Here is an 18283-nt window from a genome sequence, read left to right as displayed (position 1 = left end):
CCCACAGTCGGCCGGGGGTTGCGATGGGCCGCCGCCCGCCCGTGTTGTGTGCGATTGAGTCTCCGTAACATGCTCATCCTCCTCAAGCCAGGTTCGGCATTGGGATCGCGGGGGCCTGCTGCCCGGTTGGTCAGCAGGGGGTGGAGCCGGTGGTCGGGTCAAGGCTGAAAAGCCATCCGGAGTCGCCGACACCGAACAGACAGGTGCCGTCGTAGCCATAGCCGTAATCGAAGGTCTTGCCGCTGTTGACCCCCGCGTGCGGGTCGGGGTAGGGGAACCCGGTGCACCGGCTCTGCGCGGTCCAGTCAAAGCACAGGACCTGGCCGGTATAGCCCTGGTCCGAGGTGCCGAATGGGAAGTACGAGCGCAGATGGCCGCCCACCGTGATGGTCAACGGGTTCATGGTCAGGCTGATGGCGTGCCCGGTCGGGTAGATGCTGCGCAGGAACGCAGGCACGCCGGTCGGGCTGCCGCTGAGGTTGAAGCAGTTGATGACGACGTTGGTGGAGGTGTTGAGGTTGCCCACGCTGACGCACACCCCGGCGGCGGTTCCGCTGCTGTTGTAGTCGGCGTAGACGCCGTCGGTGAAGATCGAGTTGGCGTTGCCGACCGGCTGCGGTGTCCAGCCGGTGCACGCGGCGTTGGACGAGGGGTCGAAGCCAGTCAACGACGGCGGATTCGTCGCGCTGATGTAGAGCTTTCCGCTGATCAGGGCCATTGACCCGAAGTAGTCCTGGAGTCCGGCCCCGGCCGCGGCGGAGTTGGGGTTGGGCGGAACGTTCCCGGTGTAGGGCTGCCCGGCGCAGGCGCTGGTCGTCGAGGTGTCGAAGCAGGGCACCTGCCCGGTGGTGGAGACGCCGTAGAGCTTGGTGCCGGACTGTACGAACCCGGTCAGTCCGTTGACGTTGGTGCCGCCGGGGGTGTTGGTCAGTCCTTGCAGGGGGACGTACGCGCAGTCGGCCTGGGTGGCCAGGTTGACGCAGCCCACGCCGACCGAGCCGTCGGGGAACCCCGACAGCGCCGTCCGGGTCACCGCCGGGTAGTACAGGATCCCGCCGCTGACGACGAACAGCGGTTCCCTGGTTGTGGAGATATCGCCGGTGGACCCACTGCCCAGCGGGCCCGCGGCCGTGTTCAACGGCTTGGGCCAGGTCGTCGACCCGCCGGAGGGGGTGGTGCACGGTGTGCTGGTAGCCAGATCCACGCAGGTCACCTTCGGGCTGGCGGTCGGCTGCCAGGAGTGGTGGGCGATCTGCCACACCTGCGGGACGGTGTGCCCGGAGGGGGTGTAAAGGATCGGGATGAACCCGTCGACCCCGGTGTTGATCGGCCCGGGAAGCTCCGTGGCCATCGCCGGAGAGCCGACGGCCAACGGAAGTCCTCAGGCCACTAATGCCAGTAACGCCACCAGCCACGCGCGGGGGCGCGGGCCGGGGAGCCGCTGTGCCGGAGGGGAGGGAGGAAGGGCCGGTCGTGCGCGCATGGCGGCCATCAGTACCGCCACGCGTCGGATCAGCCGGCAGGAAACTTTCGCCATGTCTACCGCCTTCAGCCGCAGTGGTCACTCCACCCCAAGCTAGGCAGCGCGCTCCGGGCGGCAGAGCGCCCGAACGAGTGACGCGGGATCACCCCGACCACACCCGGTGAGCATCACCGGGAACCGTTCGCCACCCGTACCACCGCCTGTCCACAGCGGTACTCGCGCGGTGCCGGTTCTCCCCTGCCCTGTCGGCGTCATGTCCAGCGCCAGGCGACTGGGAAACGATCCCGAAGAGCGCGGAAATGCTCACTGATCACACAGCCATAGCGCCTGACCCGGCCATTCCGGCGGTTCGTGTGTCCTGAACGCAAGAAGGAGTTCCATGTAGGAGGGACTGTCTCACTGCGGTGCGGTCACGTCCGGTGGCGTGATCTCGTGCGGATAGGCCGTGAAGGCCAGCAGATCATGCCGTGCGGCGTCCAAGTGCGTTGCCGCTTTGGAACTTGGCTCCAAGGCGCCGGTGTGAAGGTCAATGGCCTCCAACGCCGCGTCCGGGGTGCCGGCGGCGGCCACCACGCCCAACGACTCTGCGCACAACAGCAGCACTACTCCTTCCCGCAGCAGCGGGTCATCCTCGGCAATCACGATCCGCATGGCAGTTCCACCTCAAGAGTGGTCGGGCCACCGGGCGGGCTGACCACGGTGAGCGTGCCGTCGTGCGCCGAAATCCGCCGGCGGATACCGGCCAAGCCGGACCTGCCTTGCTCATCCGCACCACCACGACCGTCGTCCGTCACGCACAGACGCAACCGGTCCCCACCACCGCGCAGGGTGACCACCACCTGCCCGGCGTCACTGTGCTTGGCAACGTTGGTCAACGCCTCCGCCACCACGAAGTAGGCGGTCGCCTCCACCGAGGCGGCGCACCGCTGAGGGACGTCCACATCGATCCGGCACGGCACCGGACACGAGGCAGCCAGCCCCGCCAGCGCCCCTTGCAGTCCCCGGTCCGCCAGCACCGGCGGGAGGATACTGCGGACCACCGTGCGCAGTTCAGCCAACGCCTGCTCGGCCGCGCTCTGTGCACGCTCCAACAACTCCTCCGCCCCGGATGGATCTCGGGCCACCATCCGGCGGGCCGCCCCGAGCAGAACCGCTACGGTGACCAGGCGGTTCTGCGACCCATCGTGCAACGACCGTTCAATACGGTGCAGTTCGGCGGCATGGGCGTCCAACGCAGCCGCCCGGGTAGCGGTCAGCTCCGCAATCCGCAAGGACAAGTCCGTGTCCGGGTCAGCCGACAACAGACGGCGGGTCCGCTGCGCCTGCAACCGGGCCACCGGGACGAGCCCCACGATGACGGCGATCCACCCCAGGCCCAGCAGGGAGACGGCGACGGCGTCGAACCAGTTGTGCGTGGTTCCCAATCCCACCGACGTACTGGCCCCGCCCGGCGACAGGCGCCACCACAGCGGGTAGGTGGTGTCGCGGACGGCGCAGATCGGGAGGAGGACGCCGACCAGGTCCACGAGCAGCCCCAGCGTGGCATGAACGACCAGCCAGCGCAGCTCCCGGCGGGTGGTGGAGTCCGCTACGGCCGACCGCAGCCGGGTCGGTGCAGGCCCTGGGCAGACCAACTCCGGATCCCACCGGCTCAGCCGGTCGCGTTCGCGTTGAGCGACGCCGTGCAGGGCGCGCAGCACGGACGGCGCCAGGAACCTCCCGACCCCGGCCAGGGACGCCACCGCGACGACGGCTAGCCAGACCAGGACGAACAGCGCCAGCAGCGCGTTACCGAGCCCGCCGGCGAGCTGCTCCAACGCCACCGGGGCATCGCCGACGGCCCGGACGACGAGGCCCCGGATCCCGGTACCTGACTCGCCGTCTTTCCTCCGGTCCGTTTCACCCGCACCGAGCATGCCCACATCGGTCGCTGCGGCCCCGGGCCGTTCATCCTGCTGGGTCGGCATCATTCGCTCCTTGAACCTCAACGAGCCTAATGCCAAGTGCTGTTCGGTCACGACGGCGCTTCCGGAATCAGCCGGTCAGTCGGGCTGGCGGCTGCCCCTGGGCACGGCGAGGCCGAGCAGGTACGGCCGTGGTGCCCAGCCCCGGCACCGTCGGAGACGTTCCCGGTCCGCAATCGGTGCGCTGCCTCGGCTGCCCGCCACGAAGAACGTGGCGGGCAGCGGCTGGCCGGTCAGTGACATGCGGTTCAGGCGAGAGTGCGGTGTGGATGCCGCGGCGCCAGACCGCGCGCAGGCCGAGGGTGTCACTGATCGTCGTGCTGGAGTCGCCCTCCACCAGTAGCCGGTCGGCTCGCAGTCGCACGGCAATGCGGTCACGGTCTGTCAGTCCACCTGTCGGAACAGGCCGCCTCATGAAGGCGCGAGGTTTAGGACTATCGCGGGGTATGCGATCGGTCCGCCTGATTCACGCAAGCGGACGGGCATAGCTCTCCCGCCCATGGCTCTCCCGCCCCTGGCGCTACCGCCCCTGACGCTGCACAAGGGGCGGCGGAGAGGGCACGGCGAGTGAACAGCCATGCGTGGTTTCCACGCCGCCCAAAGGTGCGACAAGTCCGACCGTTACTCATGGCAGTCAGCCGCTGAGGCCGGGCGCACCGAATGATCCGGGGGACACTACGAAATCCCACAGCTCCCCGCAGACGATTCTGCCGAGTCCCCTGCCGGTGTCGGCTCAACTGGTCGGCATGGAAGACTCACGAATTGACGGTGAGTTCCCACGAGCCATCGAGGGTCATGTTGTCGCAGTGGAACTGGTTCCCGAACTGCGCAAAGCCCGCTGCGATGCACGCGTCGTCAGTCGGGTAGTAGCCCACCACACGGTCGGCCGGCGCAGCCTGCGCGGACGCCGCAGCAAGTCCGGACAGCGACGCGACACCCGCAATCACAACTGCTATCTTCGCCAGCTTGTTACGCATTCTCTCTCCCAACGTAGAAAAGACAACCGGGAGCTGAAATAATGTCAGGCTCCGGAGTCGTGCGGATTACCCAGATTCCGGCCGGGCGACCACGCTCTCGCGGTAGCCAAGTTGAGCGACGGAAGGGTATCTCAGTGCCCCTGCGCGCAATCCTCCGAGGTGCGCCATGGAGCCCCTTCACGCAGCAGCAACTCAGTCATGAGCAAGCGCGGGCCGCTCGATCCGAAACTCAGTCAAGCAGTTGGCGGGTCGCGCCCTCAACGCCTCATGCCTTCTTGTTACAGCTTGATGACACGTCACATATGAAACAATTGCATCAAGTTGGCCGGTTGCGGCAGCGCTCCGGTCGCAGGCCCCCTTGTCTGCCTCACCCAGGAGCTGCGGCCTGGGACGTGGCGGTCATCGGCTCGGAGTCGTACGCCAGCCGGCACGACCAGTTGCTGTCCTGGGAGGCGTGCGAGCCGTTGGTCGCCGACTACTGAGAGTAGGCCGGGCTGCCCAACACGGCATCGGCGTTCACCGCGGCACTGAAGCAGCGGCTCACCGCCACGGCCGCGAAGGCGAGCTCTGGGTACCCGGACAACGCGCGCCGGGATCGACGGCTCCCAGTACGGCACCTGGGAGAACAACATGCTGGCGGCGCCGTTCTGGCCCGCGTTATTGCGGACACACACATGGTCGGGATGCGCCGTGATCGGTCAGGAGGCTACGGGCGGTCAGCCGGTCTTCTCTCGTGGTGTCTGCTCTCCCGCCTCGATGGCGAAGGGCAGTCGGTTGCTCGGCGGTGGGACGGGGCAGATGGGGAAGTTGTCGCTGAACGCGCACGGCAGGTTCACCGCCCGATTGAAGTCCAGGCGCACCCGTCCGTCCTCGCCCACATCGGAGATCACCAGCGAGCGGCCCGCGCTATAGGTGGTGACGCCACTCGTGCCGTCAGCGAACACGGTGTTCAGCGTCCCACCGGAGCGCAGCACCTGCAGGCTGTAGGTGTGATGGTCGTGCTGGAAGTGCACGCGCCCGGGGGAGTCGTATGTGTGCTCGCTCAGCCCCGGATCGACGGAGCCGAGTTTGATCAGGCTGGACGACTCGTACGGTTCGTAGTGGCCAGTCAGTACCCAATCGGGGTTCGGCTCGAAGACGGGGACCCCACGAAAGTGCAGTCGCGTCGGCGCGTCCGGGTCGTAGACCACGATCATGTAGGTCTCGCGGTAGGTGATGCCGATCTCCAGCTCACCTGCCGCCACCCGCTGGTCATCGGGAGCGTCGACCATCAAAAGCCGCCTCACGGTGTCGAAGCTCGCGCCGCCGAACGACATCGTCGCCCCTTCCGGGTCGATGACGACCTCGCCGTGGTCCTGGGACCACAGGCCCGGCAGCCCCGGGTAGCGGCGGGGAGTGGCATCCAGCCAGCACAGCGATCGCGCCGACAGCCAGCCGTGCGGTGCGACGAGCCACTGCTCCCAACCAGCCCGCCACGCCTTCCAGTCCCGCGTGAATTGCTCACCAGTGATGTCCCGGCTGTATCCCATCGTGCGGCACTCGCTTTCTCGTTGATCCGGTTCCGACGGACCCAACCGTGCTCTGAGCCGGGCAACACGGGCAAAGGAACTTGCGAGAACCGCAAAAGTGCCACGTGGCGGTGGCTTGTGCGGAGCCGCATCCCGATGCGAGGGCATGCGCGGCCGCCATCGGCTGGTCGGAGAGCGGCTTCACTTCGTGCGGGCGCGGAGATGCATCCGCTCGCCTTGCTGCCCGAAGATGATGAGCAGCTCAAGTGGCCGGCGGCCGGCGTTCGCGATGGCGTGCGGCACCCGGGTGTCGAACTCGGCGGCCTCACCGGCACCCAGGAGGAAATCCTTCTCTCCGAGAGCGAGCCGCAGCTTGCCGGTGAGGACGTAGAGCCACTCGTAACCCTCGTGTACCTGCTGATCGAGCCGCTCGGGGACCTGTGCGGGCACCGGCAGGACCTGTTTGAACGCACTGAGGCCGCCCGGGTCGCGGGAGAGGGGCACCCACACCACGCCGTCACGGTTCACCGGTTGCGGGTGAATGCGCGGATCGCCTGTTGCCGGGGCACCGACCAGTTCGTCGAGCGGCATGCGGTACGCCTGCGCGAGGGGAAGCAGGACCTCCAGTGTCGGGCGCCGCTGGCCCGACTCGATCCGGGACAGCGTGCTGACGGACATGCCCGTCAGCTCCGCGAGCTGTTCCAGCGTGGATCCGCGCTGCTTGCGGATGGCGCGCAGTCGTGGCCCGACCGCGTCGAGGATGGCATTGAGGTTGTCGGTCATGGAGCAAGCTTGCGCTTTCCGCAAAGTTTTTTCCGCCACCTGGCCAGGCCGCTGCACAGTTGGCACATGACCACACCACAACGAGCTGAACCCGCACCCGAATCAGGCGACGTCGGAGACTGTGCCGATGTCGTCGTGGTGGGCGGCGGCCTGGCCGGCCTCGGCGCCGCCTTGACCCTTGGCCGCGCGCGTCGTTCGGTCCTCGTCGTCGACGCGGGCCACCCGCGCAACGCGCCGGCCGCTCACTCGCACGGCTACCTGACCCGCGACGGCACGCCTCCCCTGGAACTGCTCAGGCTCGGGCGGCAGGAGGTGCGCGGCTACGGCGGGCGGATCGTCGAGGGCACCGTCGAGATCATCATGCGGCTCGATGACGGCCGCTTCCGCCTCACCACCCGGGAGGGCACCTGCCACCTGGCGCGGCGGGTGCTCGTGACCACCGGACTGGTGGACCAGTACCCGCACATCCCCGGCCTGCACGAGCGGTGGGGACGCGACGTCGTCCACTGCCCCTACTGCTTCGGCTGGGAGCACCGCGACCGCGCCCTCGCCGTCCTCGGCACCGGACCCGGCGCGGCGACGCAGGCACTGATGTGGCGCCAGTGGAGCGAGGACGTGGTGCTGTTCCAGCACACCGCGCCCGAGCCCACGGAAGAGCAACTGGCTCGGCTCGCGGCCCGCGGCGTCACGGTCGTACCCGGCGAGGTGGAGGCGATCGAGGTCAGCGAGGACCGCGTCGCCGGCGTCCGGCTCGCCTCGGGGGAGGTTCAACCGCGCGAAGTCATCGTCATCGGCCCGCGGTTCGAGTCCCGGCACGAGCTGCTCGACCCCCTTGGCGTGAAGGTGGTCGAGCACCCGCTCGGCATCGGCCGCCAGGTCGAGGCCGACCCAAGCGGCTTCACCGGTGTGCCCGGCGTGTGGGTCGCCGGCAACGTGCTCGACGTGACCGCCGGCGTCATGCAGTCCGCGGCGTCCGGGGTCACGGCGGCCGCCGCGCTCAACGCCGACCTGACCGCGGACGACGCCGAACGCGCCGTCCTGGCCCGGTAAGCGCTGTGACGCAGCGCCCCCGCCCGGCGGAATCGTCGCGGCGGGGGCCGGCCGCCGGCGTCGGTCGCGGGCGACGAAGTCGGTGCTGATGCTGATGGCGAAGTCCCGGCACAAACTGAAGCGTGTAGAGGCCATCGTGGCGGCCTGTGGGCACCGGCTGGTTCACACCGTGGTCATCGGCACCAACTTACCCGTACCCCAGGGGTGCCACTCCATCGTCGTGGCGAACAGATGGGTACCGGCGTGCTGGGCGTCGTCGAACTCCGCGGACCTGACCAGCTTCCAGTCGACGTCGACGGTGCTTCCCTTCGGTACCGGCATGGCCAGGTTCGGCCCCGGTGCGTAGACCCTGGAGTCGACATCGTCAGCGCAGTAGACGTACGCGGTGTGCTCGGTGCCGGTCGCGTTCGGCGGTTTCACGGTGACGGCCAGTTGGGCGTTGGTGCCCTCGAAGAACGTTCGCACCGACCCGGTGAGCAGGCCGTCGGTCTCGGCGGTGTACGAGGCGCTGAGGTTGACGGTGGTGACGGAGGGCTCGGGGGTGAGCCTTGGCCGGGTCGTGTGCGGGCGTGCGCGTCCGAGGAGCGAGGCGGCACCGACCACGGTCAGATCCTTGGTGCGCAGATACGGTAGGGAGACGGTGACGAACGTGTACAGCTGGTAGCTGACGGTCGGGGCCGCTTCGGGTCCGACGTAGGCGTGGAGCATGAAACTGGTGTCCTCGTAGAGCCTCACCTGGTGGTTGCGGTCGCCGCTGACCGATACCTTCTTCTCCTTGCCTTCCGCGGCGTCGAAGTAGTGCAGATCGACCTTGGCACCCTCAACCGGAGTGAATTTCCAGGTGAGTTCGGCCTTATCGCCCGCCGGGATCACCTGCAGCGTCGGACGGAAGTCGGCCAACCGCAGACCGCCCGTCGCCTTGGGGCAGTACAGCTTCGTCTCGCCGACCCTGGTGCCGCCCTGGATGGTCTTCTCGGTGACGACCAACTCGGCCGTGCCCGGCGCCGTGTTGACCGCGATGTTGGAAAGGACGAATTCCAGCGGTGTGTTGCGCGGAACGTCCGCCGCTGCCTCGTCGTTGGGGCTGGCTTCGAAGACCCCGGTCCTGCCCGAGACGGTTTCCAGCGCCCAGCCGCTGGGATGGGTGATTTGGATGTCCGCGGCCTTGTGGGCTGCGGTGAAGGCGGCGGCGCCCCCGCCGACGGCGAGGGCGAACGTCAACGTGTCGCACGTGTGTGTCGTGGAGGTCGTGTTGGTGACGGTGATCCGCAGCTTCCCCCGTGACACCTCGGCTCCCTCGACCGTAACGTCGAGCGGGGACGGCTTGGTGGGTGACTGGTAGTCGAAGAGGGGCGGCTGTGCGGAGCCGCCGCCGGCCGCCGGGATGTCGTTCATCCTTGGTCTGCCTTCCTGAGCGAACGGGAGGTGGCGAGGACGCGGGGGAGGGCCGTGGAAGCTACGCCCAGCGCCAGCCCAGTGCCAGGTAGGTGATCGGGGTCCGCTCCGCACCCCAGTCGGCCTCGACGGTGGCGGCCAGTTCGGCGCTCGTGAGGTCGACCACCCAGACCCGTCCCTTGGCGTCGTCGGCCGCGTCGCGGATATATCCGGCCACGTAGGCGAAGCCGCCGTTGGGGTCGATCACCACGCCGCACGGGTCCATGGCGTCATGCGGCAGTTTGGCCCGGCGCACCGCGTTGGTTTCGGTGTCCACGATCGCGACGGATCCGTCGTCATGTGGCGCGACGGCGCACAGCTGGCGTCCGTCCGACGACACCGCCAGGTCGCGGATGGTCAGATCGGTCAGCGGGATGGGAACGAGTGGCTCGGTCCCCTTGAGCTTCGCCACGGATCCGTCGCCCCGGGCGGCGAAGACCGTCCCGCCGTCGGGTGTGACGGCCACCCTGCGCACGATGGGCTGCGGCGCCTTACCGTCGGGATCGCTGAGCGGCAGGGTGCTGATCGTGGAACCGTTTCCGGTGTTCACCACCACGACCGCCGCGTCGGCGGCATTCCGCTCGACGCCGACGAAGGCCCGGTCGCCCTTGGCGGACAACGCGAGGCCATAGGCAGCGCCGCCGATGTAGTGGGACACGTCCGTCGCCGCGCCGCCCTCGCTGACGTCCACGTCGTGCAGGGTCTTGCCGTGGCTGTCGGTCATACCGGCGTTGGTCACCCACAGGTGGTTTCCGTCACCGGTGACGACCGCGTCCCACAGCGCCTGGTCGACGTCCTTGCCACGGATCACCGAGGTTCCGCTGGCCACCTTGTCCAAGTCCACCACGACCACCTTCCTCTGGTTGGTGAGGAAGGCGTGTTTGCCGTCGGGAGAGACGGACCAACACGCGCGGCCGTAGGCGGTCTTGAGGCCGTCGCCCTGGATGACCGTCCCCTCCGCCTTGACGGTGCGGACGGACGGCCCCGCGTCGGTGCTGAGGTCGAGGTCGGTACGGAACCGCACCGGCAGCCGCGCCTCGTCGCCCGCCGCGTAGAGGTCGGCGAGGGGACGCCGCAGCGGCGCTCCCTTCCACAGGTCGGTGATCGCCCCGCCCGCGGCGGCGGTCAGGGTGCCGTCGTCGGCGGCGGTGCAGGTGTAGTAACGGTCTTCTCGGAAGAGGTAGCCGCTGTCGGCCCCGGGCAGCCAGCAGGCCCCGTCGACACCGGTGAGCACCGTGGTGGACAGGGTGCCCTGCTTCCGTAACGCCCCCGTGTTGAGCTGGAACAGCGCCCACCTGGGGCCGCTGAAGAGGTAGATGCCCTTGGGGGTGTCCATGGCCCCGCTGAGAGACTTGAGGAACTCCTCGCCCAGGTGGTCGAGTTTGAAGGTGTTCCCCGGTTTCGCGTCGTCGGCGCTCTCCACCTTGTCCTTGGCGATGTTGTAGCGGACAAGGTGATCGGGGCGGAGGAAGTAGATCTCGTTCTTGGCGGTGAACGCGCCGACGTAGGGGTGATGCCCGACGGTCGCGGCGAGGCCCGGCCAGAGAGTGCAGACGTGCTGCGGCAGCCCGAACGGACTGTCAAAGGTCCAGGCCTGGCCGTCCTGGGTGTACCGCGCTGCCCACGTGCCCTGGAAGAGGTAGCAGGTGGGCTTGGCGCCGTTCACGGCGGGCAGGGTGAGGGCTGCGGTGAGACCGCTGGTCATCTGATGGTCGTCCTTCTGGTGTGGAGGGAGCAGGACCGGGGTGGGACCCGGCCGCGTGTGCCGGTGGGGTCAGGCTCTTTCGGCGAGGTCACCGATGCCCATGGGGAACCAGGTGAGCTGGGTGGTGTAGCTGCCGGCTTCGGCCCGCACCGACACCTCCACGGTGGCGCCTTTCGGCACCGGAACCAGAACGTTCTCGGGGGACTTGGCCACCCGGGCGCACGCGGTGGTGGTGTGACTGGTGCTGGTGGAGGAGGCCGGCTTGGGGGCGAGCGGAGCGGTGACGATGGCGGTGAAGTCCGCGGGCCTGCCGTCCTCCTCGCACTCCACGCGCCCGGCGATCAGGCCATCGGTCGTCGCGGTGTGGGTGGCAGTGTACGGCGTGGTGGCGGAGGTCGCGGAGTGCAGGGTCTTCGGCTCGCCGAGCAGCTTCACCACACCGTTGCTGGTCAACTCGCCGACGACCAGGTCGGGTTCACGCACCGTCACGGCGAGGGTGCTTCCGTAGTCGGCGTCCTTGGTCTTGACGAGCAGCATGAAGGCCGTGGTCCTGGTCAACCCGGGGGTGGTGTAACTGCCGTTGCCCTCCTTGTCCATGTACTTGTCGTCGTCCGCCTTGATCTCCGTGTTGTCGAAGTAGAGGCGGTAGACGGGCCGTCCGTCCTTGGGGCGGCCCTTCCATCTGATCTTGACGGCGTCGCCGTTCTGGACGCTGGTGGCAGACGCGGTGAAGTCCTTGATGAGATCGGACTCCTCGCTCTTGACGAGGTTGAACACGTCCTTGGTGGATTCGGAGAACGTCCCCGGCGACGTCGCCCAGCGCACGGCGGTGCGCACCGCGGAGGTGCCGGGCCTGGCGTTCGGGCGCAACCCGCTCAGGAGCAGGGTTCGGGTCTCTCCCGCGGCCAGTTCGACTGCTTCCGCTGGACCGCTCGGTACGAGTTCGAACCGGTCCGACGCGACCCGGTCGAGCTGCCACTCCTCCGTCTCCGAGGCCAGGCGCAGCGTACTGGGATCGCTGCTCAGATCCTCAGGCCCCGTGCCGACCGGCAGGGTAAGGGTCACCCGCTCGCAGCGCAGAGGGCGCCCGGTGGGGTTGTTCACCGCCAGGCGCAGTGCGCTCTCCTCAGCGGCGTGGGCGGCGCCGATGTGCACCAGCCCTCCGGTGGAGGTGTCCAGGGTGCACACGGGCGCGTCGGGGGGCGCGGTCTGGGTCATGATGTCTTTCCTCGCGGGTCGGGGGTGAGGGTGAGGAACCCGGTGCGGGCCACCGGGACGCTTTGCGGCGGGTGGACACCGGTGCTGGTGTTCGACAGCGCGAGCTCCGACCAGGAGCCGGTGCCCGTACCCGCCGCACTCCGCTCCGACCAGGACCAGGTGGCTTGCCAGGCGGTAGAGCGGGGCAGCGCGACCGTGGGATCCGACGGCGCGGTGGCACCGGGTACGGCGGTCCCTGGCACCACGCTCGCCAGCAGCGGTCCCGTCCGCAGGCTCGGCGTCAGCGAGGACAGCGGGCCGCGCACATACGGTTCTGGCAGTGCGGCGCTGATCACCGGGAGGATGCCGGTGTGCGCGTGGACGGTCGCCCACGGATCGACCAGCAGCGTCAGCCAGGCGGCGGCGTTGGCGGACGCGGGGGCCGAGCTGTCCGGTGTGTGTGCGGCCAGTACCCGCGGGTCGGCCGCGGCGTCGATCGGCAGCGGGTAGGTCGATTCCGGCCGCGGTGGACGGTACGCGGTGTACATCCGGTGGTACGGGGTCGACTTGGCGGTCGACGCGGCGGGGTCGGCGGTGAAGTAGCCGACCAGACCGTCACCGGCCCGGAAGGGATCACCCAGCCGCACCGGCCAGCGGATCGACCGCAGCGGGTTGCCGTCGTCCGCCAGCGGGCCGCTCAGCAGGCGCGACCAGGTGGGCGCAGGTGCGGGGGGACCAGCCAGCTCGATGCGTACCCGAGCCCGCACGAGCGCCAGGGGGCGTCCGACCAGCAACGACCAGTGCGGCTCGGTGTGTTGGGCCGCGGGGGCGATGGCGTGCAAGGCGCGGTCGATCACGGCGAGCAGATCCCGGAAGGCGGCCGGTCCCCGGGTGAGTGCGGCCGGTGTCGGATCCACCGGTTTCGGCGGCTCTTCGAGCAGTTCCCGCACCAGCCCGCCGAGATGCGGATGGGCCGTGGTGAACGTGTCGGAGTCAGCCAGGACCGTCTGGCGCGTCAGCCAGGGAGAGCCGGGCAGCGGAATCCACTCCACCCGCTCCTTGCCCTGCTCCCCGGCGATGTGCAGCTCGCCCAGGCCTTCGCCCTTCCCGCCGTACACCAGTAGCGTGCCCTCTCGGGCATTGGGCACCAGCCAGCCGCACACGGGGGTGTGATCTGGGTCGACCGGTAGGGCGTCCACGGAGACGGGATGGTCGTCGTCGCGTCCGGAGAGCCACTCAAGGCGGGTGCGGGCCGGTTGGTGGAGACGGGGTGGCAGTTGGACGAACCGGTCACGGTACCCGGCCTCCGACGCGTTGGCGACCAGCGGTTCGTCTGGGTGATCGGGGTCGGGATCGGGCGTCACGCTGGGCGCCCTCAACAGCCGCCGTTCGGCCGGGACGTTTGGGTTGACCAGTCGGCAGGTCTGGCCGAACTGGTCGACCAACGTCAGGTCGGCGAAGATGAGTTGAGCCGATCGAACCGGGTCGAAGTGGCGCAGCTCCTCGTCAACGGCGGGGTTGGGCACCACCGGCTCAGTGGCCAGCAGCGTCCTGCCCGGGCCGTCCAAGGGGTCGAAGTGGTGTGCCGGAACCCGTTGCGCCAGCCAGGCGTTGATGCCGTCCAGGGTCTGTGAGATCTGGTTCCGGTTCTGCTCCGAGTCGGCCTGTCGCCGCAGTGTGTCGGCGTACTCATCGCCGTACCTGTTGATGTACTCCTCGACTCGTCCGCGCAGCGCGAAACCCGGTAGTGGGGAGAGCCTGGCCCGGCCCCTGATGGACTGGTCCTTCAGATTGCCCGTACCGGACCACCGGTGCCGTCGGCCGTCGAACGTCCAGTTGGCCACCGCGGACTCCTCGCTGCCGGTGAGGTACGGCAGCGGATGGCAGCTGACTTGCCACAGCAGGTAGAGCGGCCGCCATGGCTGCCGCCACAGTTCGGTGAACTCCGGCCAGACGCCGTCCTTCCCGGCACGGTCGTGGATCCTGAGGCTCTTCCCCTGGTACGAGATCTGATCGAGTGGTCCGCGGGGCCGTTGCTCGGGGCTACCACTGGGCCACACCAGCCGCGCGGCCTCCTCGAGCACCGCGAACTCCGCCAGGACATCGGCCATGGGCGCCCAGGGCAGTGCCCCGGTCACATCGGCCAGGTGTGCTGGGGCGGGCGGAATCCGGCTCGGTGTGGTGGGGATGCCCTCCTCCAGCGCGACGCCGGCGAGCAGTTGGGCGGGGGTGCGGCAGTCGAGCGGGGTGGTGCGCGGCGGTTCCATCCTTGCGCCGGGCCCGTTGATCAGCACCACCGGGTCGGTTGGCCGCTGGTAGGGGGCGGCCGGTACCCGTTTCAGCTCGCGGTCGGCGGCCAGCGGTCTGCCCGTGGAGAGCTTGTGCTGTTCGCGGTACTCCTCGATGCTCGCCCGCAGTGCGCTCGGCGTGTCGCCGTACGGGATCTTCGCGCGCGCGCCGTCCGCGCCGAAGCAGGCTTCCCACTGGGACTTCACCCGCTTGGCCAGACCGTCCCTGGCGGGGTCGAGCTGCGTGGCGCAGTCGGTCCTGAAGTCGTCGGGCGCCGCCTCGAGCCCGGATGACCACCACAGGCCGTAGAGTCGGCCGCGCAGCGCGGCGAGGTCGCGCATCGCGTCGTCGAACGCCCTTTGGTCCCGGTTGAGCCGGGCCAGCCAGGCACGTTCGGCCATGACCTCCTCGTCAGGTCGCGGCTTGCGGGCCGGTTCCTGTTCGCCGTGTGCCGGTGGGCAATCCACGATTTGCCAGGTGAAGCCGGCAGGCGTCGGCGAGAACCAGGTGCGGTGGGCGGCGGCGTCGAGGATGTCACGGCCGCCGTCGACCAAGGCGTCGTCGAGTTCGTCGAGCACTCCGTACTCGAACGCCTCGAGCAGCAGACGGTCACGTGGTGTGGCGGTCTCCTCCAGCAGCGCGGTGCGCGCGTCGGTCGCTCCGTTGCCCACCGCGACCCGCATGTCGCGCATCGGGAACATCGGCAGGTCGGAGTCGGGCGTGGCGTCCACCTGCCACGCCAGGCCCAGCGTGGTGCCCACGTAGAGCGATCGGTGGACGGCCCGGGTGCCGTCGGCGCACCGCCACCCCAGAGCGTGCAACGCGGCCTCGAAGCGTGACTGTTCCGTGGTGTGGTGGGCCGCCTCACCGCGGAAAGTCAGGAGCTTCTCGATCTGCCGGGCGCAGAGCGGGTCTTCGTCGGCGTCCGAGTACCAGCCGGCCACGAGGTAGCTGATGGTTCCCGCGGTGTCGATCAGGCCGTCCGGCAACTGGTCGTGGAAGGAGAGCACATTGGCGTTGTAGGGCTGGAAGGAGGTGAAGTCCGGCAGGCCGGGACCCGCGGCGGTGAGGAACTGCGGCCGCGGGGCCAGCGGTTCGCTCCAGGAACCGTTCTCAAGGTCGATGCTGGCACCGATCTTGGTCGACTCGCCGTTGTGCAGGTAGGGCGAGGTTCCCTTTCTCGGGTCGAGGAAGTCGCTGCGGATCAGCCATCCGGCCGCCTTGGGCAGCGGCTTCCCGGATTCGGCGGTCGGGCGGAAGTGACGCACCACCAGCCACCGGTTGGGGATGGTGGGAAAGGCGATGTCGGCTTCAGTGCCCTGTCCCGTACTGAGATCCACCCGGCCGCGCACCAGCGCCGGTGGAAGGAGCCAGTGCAGATAGACGCCACGGTCCTGGGGCTGTCCCAGGTCGCTGGCGGCGGAGGGGTCCGGCTCCGGACTCTGCCGTGGTTTGCGCTTGAAGAACTTCGGTACCCAGCGGCGGAACATCGAGGAGACGGTCATCTGGCCGGTGACCGCCAACGCCGCCACCTCCACCGGCACGATCAGCGACTGCGAGGTGTCCGTCATCCCGCTGCCGTTCCCTTCCTCGAAGATGTCGGTCGCTGTGCTCATGACTCCGCACCGTCCTTCAGGGCGGTGCCGAGCACCAACTGACCCGGAGTGTTGAGCAGTTGCAGGCCGAGCACGGCGGGCGGAAGAGGTTGCGAGGATTCCCATTCCGGCGGTGACTCGGCCAGCTTGTCGCGGAGTGCGGTGGCCAGCGCCTCCACGTCCAGCACCTCCCGGCCGCCCGCGCCCTGACGGGCGCGGAGCAGACCACCGATACCGGTCAGCCGCCGGTCCATGGACGAGCCCACCTCGCCCCCGCCTGGCTGGCGGGGATGGCGCAACTGGATGAAGTCGGCACCGTCCAGGCCGAAGTGGAGCACCTGGGGCGGCTGTCGGATCACCACCGTGTCGGGCGGCTGGCTGAAGAAGACCAGCGCCAGATCGGGCGCGAGCGGCCGGGGAGCGCCGAACAGCACGTCCTCGCTCCCGCCGGAGGTGTTCCGCCGGGCGAGGACCAGCAGATCGGGCCAGTCACGGTACAACGTCGACCGCAGCAGCATGCCCGCGGCGGGCAACGCGGTGGTCGCCAGCACCCGTTGGTTGAGCTCCGTGTGCAACTGGATGTCCAAGGTGGTGCTGAGGCCGAGGCTGCTGGCGCCCGCGGTCAGCGCCTTGACCCACTCCGGGTCGACGTGGAAGAAGCGCACGCTTTCCGGAGGCAGCAGGTCCGCGTTGGGCACGAGATGGTCAAACGGCACGGCCGTCAGGAGCTTGTCAGGGTCCAGACCAGCCTTGGCGATCCGCTGGGCGTGCCGGGCCACCGTGTGGCGCACCGCGCGTAGCGCAGGGGAGCCGTCCGCGCCGCCGGCCGAGGAGGACAGCAGCGGCGCCAGTGGATCGGTGCCCTCGGCCGGTGCGGCGCCCACCGCGCCGATCGGGCGCGATCGCGCGGGGTGTTCCCCGGGCGTCTCCGGCCCCTCCGCCAGCAGGTTGGTGGCCCCGGCCAGCCGCTCGAACGCGGACCGGGTGATCGTGCCGACGCCCGCCAACGGATCGGCCGGTACGGCGTCGATCTGGCGCTTCGTCCGGTGGCGCTCCCCGACACCCGTGTCCATGGAGAGCCCTTGCCCCAGCCGCTTGGCGAACTCCTGGGCGGCTCGCATTCCCTGCTGGCGCAGCTCGCCCAGTGACTTCGCCAGGTCGGTGTTGGCCAGCGCAATGGTCTTTCCCAGGGCGAACGCGGAGGCGTAGCTGACGTCGAACACCCCGTGGCCCACGGAGTAGATCAGCGCCGCCGCTTCGGACGCCAGTGCCTTCTCCCCGGCGGGCAGCGCCTGCGGTACCACGGGCGTGAACGGCCCGCGGTACCAGGCGAAGCTGCGCTCGCCCGTGGGCAGTTGGTGGCCGACCGGAACATATCCGTTCCACAGTCGCTTCGCCACGGAGCCGTCGCCCGTCGAGGTGTCGGGCAGGCGCAGCGGGAGCTTCCCCTTGCTGCGGTCGGCCAGGTTCTTCGCCACCGCCAGGAAACTTGGCTTGGCACGTGCGCTGCTGGTGAAGGACCAGGACCACAGTGAGACCATCCGTACCTTCTCCGCCTGGCTCTGGTCCGGCAGCGACAACGGAACCCTGCCGGAGAGCTGGTCCTTGCCGAATCCCTCCAGCGACACCAGGTGGGCGGTGTAACGGGCATCGCCGCGCGGCAGGCGGTTGCTGAGCACCACCGCGTAGTCGCCGCCGCCCGCTCCGGCCACCCGCCGTACGTGGCAGAGGTCGCGCAACTCGGTGAAGCGGGGCATGACGTCGGTGAAGACGCCTACCGGGATGTCGATCGTCCGGCAGGTGGCGGGTCCGGCCGGGTCCTTCTCCGCGGCGAGCTCGGGTACCAGGGTCTTCGCCGGCTGAACGTGGCTGGAGCCAGGGAGCAGTTCGCTCACCGGACGGGTCTGGTCGCCACGGCCCGAGGCCGCGTCGACGGGCAGCTCGTTCTCGTCGAGCAGCAGCAGCGCGAGCCACGGCACGGTGGGCTCCGACGCGTCCAGTATGCGCTCCCATGGCAGCACGGCGCGGGAGAGCACCAGGTGTGGCAGGTCGTTGCCGTACTGACCGGTGGAGCCGGGGACCGGGTAGGTCGCGTACACCAACTCCGAGGTGAGCGCGAACCGCGGCCCGCGGACCTGAAGGGTGCGGGTGTCCGAGAAGGACTTTCCGAAGGAGTGGGCGTCGACGGTGCCGCTGACCGATTGCTCCACCGTGATGGTGTACTCGCCCGCGGGTACGCCGTTCCAGTAGTCGTGCAGGGACAGGGTTCGGTTGGGAATCACAGCATTCCCTTCACAT

General features: G+C 69.1%; 11 protein-coding genes and 1 pseudogene. 1 reads left to right on the top strand and 11 read right to left on the bottom strand.

Annotation, left to right across the window (positions count from 1 at the left end):
- Positions 1 to 130: 130 nt before the first annotated feature.
- The 6 genes and pseudogenes from P2L57_RS17390 to P2L57_RS17360 all read right to left on the bottom strand — a co-directional run bounded on the left by P2L57_RS17390 (position 131) and on the right by P2L57_RS17360 (position 6715).
- Positions 131 to 1351, bottom strand: coding sequence for a hypothetical protein (locus P2L57_RS17390; protein ID WP_275815411.1), 1221 nt, complete (start codon positions 1349 to 1351; stop codon positions 131 to 133).
- A 651-nt stretch (positions 1352 to 2002) separates the two neighbouring features.
- Positions 2003 to 2134 (bottom strand): annotated as a pseudogene (locus tag P2L57_RS17385) (DNA-binding response regulator); the annotation flags it as partial.
- Positions 2122 to 3450 (bottom strand): sensor histidine kinase, encoded by a 1329-nt coding sequence (locus P2L57_RS17380; RefSeq protein ID WP_275815409.1) that lies wholly within the window; start codon positions 3448 to 3450, stop codon positions 2122 to 2124. The pseudogene P2L57_RS17385 and the gene P2L57_RS17380, both read right to left, overlap by 13 nt.
- 752 nt (positions 3451 to 4202) lie before the next feature.
- Complete coding sequence (locus P2L57_RS17370) at positions 4203 to 4424, bottom strand: hypothetical protein (protein WP_275815407.1); 222 nt, start codon at positions 4422 to 4424, stop codon at positions 4203 to 4205.
- Between the two features lie 716 nt (positions 4425 to 5140).
- Entirely contained in the window at positions 5141 to 5953 is an 813-nt protein-coding gene (locus P2L57_RS17365) for a DUF1684 domain-containing protein (RefSeq protein ID WP_275815405.1), read from the bottom strand.
- 180 nt (positions 5954 to 6133) lie between these two features.
- Positions 6134 to 6715 carry a helix-turn-helix domain-containing protein gene (locus tag P2L57_RS17360; protein WP_275815403.1) on the bottom strand — a complete coding sequence of 194 codons (582 nt, stop codon included), beginning with the start codon at positions 6713 to 6715 and terminating at the stop codon, positions 6134 to 6136.
- 66 nt (positions 6716 to 6781) lie between these two features.
- Here P2L57_RS17360 and P2L57_RS17355 point away from each other — a divergent pair, with 66 nt between their 5' ends.
- The gene (locus P2L57_RS17355; RefSeq protein WP_275815401.1) at positions 6782 to 7765 is read left to right on the top strand and encodes an NAD(P)/FAD-dependent oxidoreductase; all 984 of its coding nucleotides are present in this window, start codon (positions 6782 to 6784) and stop codon (positions 7763 to 7765) included.
- A 162-nt stretch (positions 7766 to 7927) separates the two neighbouring features.
- Here P2L57_RS17355 and P2L57_RS17350 read toward each other — a convergent pair whose 3' ends face one another.
- From P2L57_RS17350 to P2L57_RS17330, 5 genes are all read right to left on the bottom strand, one after another.
- On the bottom strand, positions 7928 to 9160 hold the full coding sequence (locus tag P2L57_RS17350; protein ID WP_275815399.1) for a hypothetical protein: 1233 nt from the start codon (positions 9158 to 9160) through the stop codon (positions 7928 to 7930).
- 61 nt (positions 9161 to 9221) lie between these two features.
- Positions 9222 to 10904 (bottom strand): YncE family protein, encoded by a 1683-nt coding sequence (locus tag P2L57_RS17345; protein WP_275815397.1) that lies wholly within the window; start codon positions 10902 to 10904, stop codon positions 9222 to 9224.
- Between the two features lie 69 nt (positions 10905 to 10973).
- Positions 10974 to 12122, bottom strand: coding sequence for a hypothetical protein (locus tag P2L57_RS17340; protein WP_275815395.1), 1149 nt, complete (start codon positions 12120 to 12122; stop codon positions 10974 to 10976).
- Positions 12119 to 16006: a hypothetical protein gene (locus P2L57_RS17335; RefSeq protein ID WP_275815393.1), complete on the bottom strand. Its 3888-nt coding sequence runs from the start codon at positions 16004 to 16006 to the stop codon at positions 12119 to 12121. The genes P2L57_RS17340 and P2L57_RS17335 overlap by 4 nt, the downstream gene beginning before the upstream one ends.
- Positions 16003 to 18267: a hypothetical protein gene (locus tag P2L57_RS17330; RefSeq protein WP_275815391.1), complete on the bottom strand. Its 2265-nt coding sequence runs from the start codon at positions 18265 to 18267 to the stop codon at positions 16003 to 16005. The genes P2L57_RS17335 and P2L57_RS17330 overlap by 4 nt, the downstream gene beginning before the upstream one ends.
- Positions 18268 to 18283 lie beyond the last annotated feature (16 nt).

This window comes from Streptantibioticus ferralitis (genome assembly GCF_029223525.1).
Classification (GTDB): Bacteria; Actinomycetota; Actinomycetes; order Streptomycetales; family Streptomycetaceae; genus Streptantibioticus_A; species Streptantibioticus_A ferralitis.
The sequence above is the reverse complement of the archived record's forward strand: the minus strand, read 5'-3'. Positions and strand labels throughout refer to the sequence as shown.

Coding starts and splice junctions, on each gene's coding strand:
- P2L57_RS17390 (WP_275815411.1), bottom strand. CDS start 1,351: ATGGCCACGGAGCTTCCCGGGCCGATCAACACCGGGGTCGACGGGTTC.
- P2L57_RS17340 (WP_275815395.1), bottom strand. CDS start 12,122: ATGACCCAGACCGCGCCCCCCGACGCGCCCGTGTGCACCCTGGACACC.
- P2L57_RS17345 (WP_275815397.1), bottom strand. CDS start 10,904: ATGACCAGCGGTCTCACCGCAGCCCTCACCCTGCCCGCCGTGAACGGC.
- P2L57_RS17355 (WP_275815401.1), top strand. CDS start 6,782: ATGACCACACCACAACGAGCTGAACCCGCACCCGAATCAGGCGACGTC.
- P2L57_RS17360 (WP_275815403.1), bottom strand. CDS start 6,715: ATGACCGACAACCTCAATGCCATCCTCGACGCGGTCGGGCCACGACTG.
- P2L57_RS17370 (WP_275815407.1), bottom strand. CDS start 4,424: ATGCGTAACAAGCTGGCGAAGATAGCAGTTGTGATTGCGGGTGTCGCG.
- P2L57_RS17380 (WP_275815409.1), bottom strand. CDS start 3,450: ATGCCGACCCAGCAGGATGAACGGCCCGGGGCCGCAGCGACCGATGTG.
- P2L57_RS17350 (WP_275815399.1), bottom strand. CDS start 9,160: ATGAACGACATCCCGGCGGCCGGCGGCGGCTCCGCACAGCCGCCCCTC.
- P2L57_RS17365 (WP_275815405.1), bottom strand. CDS start 5,953: ATGGGATACAGCCGGGACATCACTGGTGAGCAATTCACGCGGGACTGG.
- P2L57_RS17335 (WP_275815393.1), bottom strand. CDS start 16,006: ATGAGCACAGCGACCGACATCTTCGAGGAAGGGAACGGCAGCGGGATG.